Annotated in this window: 5 protein-coding genes and 1 pseudogene; 2 read left to right on the forward strand and 4 right to left on the reverse strand. The window is 41.6% G+C overall.

All coding sequences use genetic code 11. From position 1 onward, the window contains the following. The 4 genes and pseudogenes from ACLNCN_RS02935 to ACLNCN_RS02950 form a co-directional block, all read right to left on the reverse strand. Positions 1–393 (reverse strand): annotated as a pseudogene (locus tag ACLNCN_RS02935) (phosphate ABC transporter ATPase); the annotation flags it as partial. 63 nt (positions 394–456) lie between these two features. Further along, a complete protein-coding gene (locus ACLNCN_RS02940) occupies positions 457–1,317 on the reverse strand; it encodes a bifunctional methylenetetrahydrofolate dehydrogenase/methenyltetrahydrofolate cyclohydrolase (RefSeq protein WP_261035274.1) in 861 nt (286 codons plus the stop codon). Between the two features lie 154 nt (positions 1,318–1,471). Beyond that, on the reverse strand, positions 1,472–2,206 hold the full coding sequence (locus ACLNCN_RS02945) for an amino acid ABC transporter ATP-binding protein (RefSeq protein WP_000140955.1): 735 nt from the start codon (positions 2,204–2,206) through the stop codon (positions 1,472–1,474). Beyond that, a complete protein-coding gene (locus tag ACLNCN_RS02950) occupies positions 2,206–2,889 on the reverse strand; it encodes an amino acid ABC transporter permease (RefSeq protein WP_001011639.1) in 684 nt (227 codons plus the stop codon). The genes ACLNCN_RS02945 and ACLNCN_RS02950 overlap by 1 nt, the downstream gene beginning before the upstream one ends. 190 nt (positions 2,890–3,079) lie before the next feature. On the opposite strand from ACLNCN_RS02950, the gene ACLNCN_RS02955 reads away from it, so the two are divergent. Both ACLNCN_RS02955 and ACLNCN_RS02960 read left to right on the forward strand, forming a co-directional pair. After that, positions 3,080–3,310, forward strand: coding sequence for a DUF1797 family protein (locus ACLNCN_RS02955; protein ID WP_000443570.1), 231 nt, complete (start codon positions 3,080–3,082; stop codon positions 3,308–3,310). A 229-nt stretch (positions 3,311–3,539) separates the two neighbouring features. Beyond that, positions 3,540–5,471 (forward strand): AAA family ATPase (locus ACLNCN_RS02960; protein WP_424844575.1); only part of this gene is annotated, 1,932 nt, incomplete at its 3' end.

Raw genomic sequence — 5,471 nt, forward strand, 5'->3', positions numbered from 1 at the left:
CAACTCCTCAGCATCTCGCCCAAAGGCTTTCACAGCAGATAAAATCTGACCTGTTTTAAAGATAGAAATCGCTACATCTATAGTCGTAGTATGACTACAGTAGTCTGAAGTCACTAACCTCTTATGTAGATCATAAGTCGAGGCTACTCTTTTATCTGTAGGGGTAAATGGTGGCAGAAAGGGATGCTGACAGATGTAATCTAAAATTTCTTTTTTTAAACAAGAATCAGCACACTCAATACTTGTTTGACGTCTATGAAGTTTTTCGTAAGCTATAAATTTAGCAATTTTTTCTAATTCCCACTCTTGAATATTTGGATAATCAATTAGTGCTAAGTAGTATATTCTATCCCATTGTAAACTATATTCTCCATTATAAATTTTTAAAATCATCTAATCACCTCACTCCATTATACAACAAAAAGGAAGCGCATACCTCCTTTTATAAACTTACTTTTAAAATTTTCTCTCCAATGTCCGGAGTGCTGCTTGATAAGTTTGCTCCATCAGCATAGTAATGGTCATAGGACCTACACCTCCAGGAACTGGCGTAATATGGCTAGCAAGTGGGGCAACTGCCTCATAATCCACATCCCCACAGAGCTTACCATTTTCATAGCGGTTCATCCCGACATCGATGACAACCGCACCTGGTTTCACAAAATCAGCAGTCACAAACTTAGCACGACCAATTGCGACCACAAGAATATCCGCTTTTTCAGCCACCTTAGCAAGATTATGAGTCCGTGAGTGAGTCAAGGTCACTGTTGCATTCTTGGCCAAAAGAAGCTGGGCCATGGGTTTTCCAACGATATTTGAACGACCGATGACGACCGCATTTTTACCTTCTAGATCAATCCCATATTCATGAAACATCTCCATAATTCCTGCAGGTGTCGAAGGAATCATAACTGGATGACCAGACCAGAGGCGACCCATGTTTAGGGGATGGAAACCATCCACATCTTTTTCGGGGTCAATGGCTAATAAAACTGCCTCTTCATTGATATGTTTTGGTAAAGGTAACTGGACCAAAATCCCATGCCAAGCTGGATCTTGATTGTATTTGGCAATCAAGTCTAACAATTCCGCTTGGGTAATGGTCTCTGGAACTCGCACTACTTCACTACGGAAGCCAGCAGCGAGAGCTGACCGTTCCTTGTTGCGAACGTAGACTTGGCTGGCTGGATTGTCTCCCACCAAAATCACTACCAAACCAGGTACTAGACCTGATTCTTCCTTTAATTTTGCAGTCTTTTCAGCCAACTCCCCCTGCAATTTGGCCGCTAAAGCTTTCCCATCAATAATCTGTGTCATATCACTTCTCTTTTCTTTCAAACTATCTTACATTATACCAAAAACTGCTAGTCCCCTCTAACACTTCTTTCCTAGGCAACCCTATAGTTTCAAACTATAAGAAAAAGCTCGGGTCGAGCTTTTCACTAATCTTGTCTTGAAATTTTAAAATAGATTATAAAACCTTACTCAAGAAGTCCTTAGTCCGTTGTTCTTGGGTCTGTTCAAAAATCTGCTCAGGTGTCCCATCTTCAACAACCACTCCGTCTGCCATAAAGATGACACGGTCTGCCACCTCACGGGCAAATCCCATTTCATGTGTTACGATAACCATGGTCATTCCTGACTTGGCAAGGTCTTGCATAACAGCCAGTACCTCTCCTACCATCTCAGGGTCCAAGGCTGAGGTTGGCTCGTCAAAGAGCAAAACATCTGGTTCCATAGCCAACCCACGCGCGATGGCAATCCGTTGTTGCTGGCCACCAGACAAACTCTGTGGATAAGCAGTTGCCTTATCTGGCAAACCAACTTTTTCCAAAAGCTCTTGGGCTCTCTTCTCAGCAACTGCCTTGCTTTCACCTTTGGTCTTGATAGGTGACAAGGTAATATTTTCCATCACAGTCATATTAGGAAAGAGGTTAAATTGTTGGAAAACCATGCCCATCTTCTCACGCATGGCAAACAGGTCATTCTTCTTGTCCGTAATATCGACTCCCTCAAAGATAACCTTCCCCTTGGTTGCTTCTTCCAACAAATTCATAGAACGAAGCAAGGTAGATTTCCCGCTCCCTGAAGGACCGATGATAACGACAACTTCTCCTCTTTTAATCTCGAGGTTGATGCCCTTCAATACTTCATTCTTTCCAAAGGATTTATGTAAATTTTCGATTTTTATCAAGGTTTCTGTCATTATTTCTTATCTCCTTGTCCCATACGTTTTTCAAAAGCTTTCAAAGCCACTGTCAAAATAGAAGTCATAATCAAATAGTAAAAGGCTGCAAATAAAAGTGGAGTCAGAGGTAGATAAGTTGTTGTAGAAACTGTTGTAGCCCCATTCCACAACTCCATGACACCAATAGCTGATAAGAGAGAACTATCCTTGATAATAGTGATAAATTCGTTTCCCAATGCTGGCAAGATATTTTTGATAGCTTGTGGCAAAATCACATAGCGCATGGCATTTTTAGGACGGATCCCTAAAGAATAGGCCGCCTCTAGTTGACCTTTTGGAACCGCATTAATCCCAGCCCGAACAGTCTCAGAAACATAAGCACCACTGTTCATTGAGATAATCAAAATCCCTGGAATCAGACGAGAAAGATCAACACCCAAAATCCCGACCTGAATAGTCGGAGCATTGATATGCATAAGAGCAAAGGCAATCATAATCTGAACCATCATCGGTGTCCCACGGAAAATCCAAACGTACAAGTTGGCAAGCCAAACAAGCGGTTTAAACTTTGAACGTTGCCCAAAAGCCAAGACAACACCCAAAATAGTCCCAAAAAAGACAACGCAGATAGAAATGAGAACCGTCACAACAGCCCCATAGTTAAAATAAGGTAAATACTTTGGTAAAAAAGAAAAATTCATAGTCTCACTGCTTTCTAAAATAGAATACTGTATGATTATAACATGAGTTGAATTAAAATTCAAATCTTTTGTCTAATTTATTCAAAAAATCTTTAAGCTGGTAGAATTAGCGAGAAATCTTAGTTTTTTCTAGGCAAGTTGACCTTCTTTATGGTAAAATAGTAACGATAAGAAATGAAGGAGAATCAAAATGGAATCACATTTGGTTAGAATCATCAACCGCCTTGAAGCAATGGCAAAAGACGGCGGAAATTTAAAACGTAATTTTGAACGCGAAGGAGTTGTTGTTGCAGAAGTTGCATACAGCCACGACGAAGAAAACGGATCAATCTTTACCCTTCGTGATGTAGAAGCTCGCGAAACTTATACGTTTGACAGCATTGACTTGATTGCAATGGAGATTTACGAACTCCTTTACTAATACAAAACAAGCTGGGATTGCCCCTGCATGTCTAACCAAAATCCTTTTTGTCTCACAAATAGGATTTTTTTATAACTCAAATTCCCAAAGATTTTCATTGTAACAACTTCTCAAAGCTGCAATCTTTTTACTTGCTTTACACCCCAATCCTGTTATAATGAGAGTATAGAAATTTGACTATTTTTGACCTTTAAACAGGTCAGGCTAAAGAAAGAAATGAGGTAGATGTATGCTTTGTCAAAACTGTAAAATCAATGACTCAACAATTCATCTTTATACCAATCTCAATGGAAAACAAAAACAAATTGACCTCTGTCAAAACTGCTATAAGATTATCAAGACAGATCCTAACAATAGCCTCTTTCAAGGTATGACGGATCTGAACAATCGTGACTTTGATCCTTTCGGCGATTTCTTCAATGACCTAAACAATTTCAGACCTTCTAACAATACTCCTCCAACTCCCCCAACCCAATCAGGTGGAGGCTACGGTGGAAACGGCGGTTATGGCTCCCAAAATCGTGGACCTGCCCAAACTCCGCCTCCAAGCCAAGAAAAAGGCCTACTAGAAGAATTTGGTATCAACGTAACTGAAATTGCCCGTCGTGGCGATATCGACCCCGTTATTGGGCGCGACGATGAGATTATCCGTGTCATCGAAATTCTCAATCGCAGAACCAAGAATAATCCTGTTCTTATCGGTGAACCAGGTGTCGGAAAAACTGCCGTTGTCGAAGGTCTAGCTCAGAAAATCGTTGATGGCGACGTTCCACATAAACTCCAAGGTAAACAAGTCATCCGTCTGGATGTGGTTAGCTTGGTTCAAGGAACGGGTATTCGTGGACAATTTGAAGAACGCATGCAAAAACTCATGGAAGAAATTCGCAAACGTGAGGACATCATCCTCTTTATCGATGAAATCCATGAAATTGTCGGTGCTGGTTCTGCAGGCGATGGCAATATGGATGCAGGAAATATCCTCAAGCCAGCCCTTGCTCGTGGGGAACTGCAACTGGTCGGCGCTACTACCCTTAATGAATACCGTGTCATTGAAAAGGATGCTGCCCTAGAGCGTCGTATGCAACCTGTCAAAGTCGATGAACCAACAGTGGAAGAAACAATCACTATCCTCAAAGGCATTCAAAAGAAATACGAAGACTACCACCACGTTCAGTATACCGATGCTGCAATTGAAGCAGCTGCAACTCTGTCCAATCGCTACATCCAAGATCGCTTCTTGCCCGACAAGGCCATTGACCTCCTAGATGAAGCGGGTTCTAAGATGAACTTGACCTTGAATTTTGTGGATCCTAAAGTGATTGATCAGCGCTTGATTGAGGCTGAAAATCTCAAATCTCAAGCTACACGAGAGGAAGATTTTGAGAAGGCTGCCTACTTCCGCGACCAGATTGCCAAGTATAAGGAAATGCAAAAGAAAAAGGTCACAGACCAAGATACTCCTATTATCAGTGAGAAAACCATTGAGCACATTATCGAGCAGAAAACCAACATTCCTGTTGGCGATTTGAAAGAGAAAGAACAATCTCAACTCATCCATCTAGCTGAAGACCTCAAGTCTCATGTTATTGGACAGGACGATGCAGTTGATAAGATAGCCAAAGCTATTCGCCGTAATCGTGTCGGTCTCGGTACGCCTAACCGTCCAATTGGAAGCTTCCTCTTTGTCGGACCAACTGGTGTCGGTAAGACAGAACTTTCCAAACAACTAGCTATCGAACTCTTTGGTTCTGCTGACAGTATGATTCGCTTTGATATGAGTGAATATATGGAAAAACACAGTGTAGCTAAATTAGTTGGTGCCCCTCCAGGTTATGTTGGCTACGATGAGGCTGGGCAATTAACTGAAAAAGTCCGGCGTAATCCCTACTCTCTTATTCTCTTAGATGAAGTAGAGAAAGCTCATCCAGATGTCATGCATATGTTCCTTCAAGTCTTGGACGATGGTCGTTTAACAGATGGACAAGGACGTACCGTTAGCTTCAAGGACGCCATCATCATCATGACTTCAAATGCAGGTACAGGTAAGGCAGAAGCTAGCGTTGGATTTGGTGCTGCTAGAGAAGGACGTACCAACTCTGTTCTTGGTGAACTCGGTAACTTCTTTAGCCCAGAGTTTATGAACCGTTTTGATGGTATTATC

Source organism: Streptococcus sp. CL8.13, assembly GCF_049737895.1.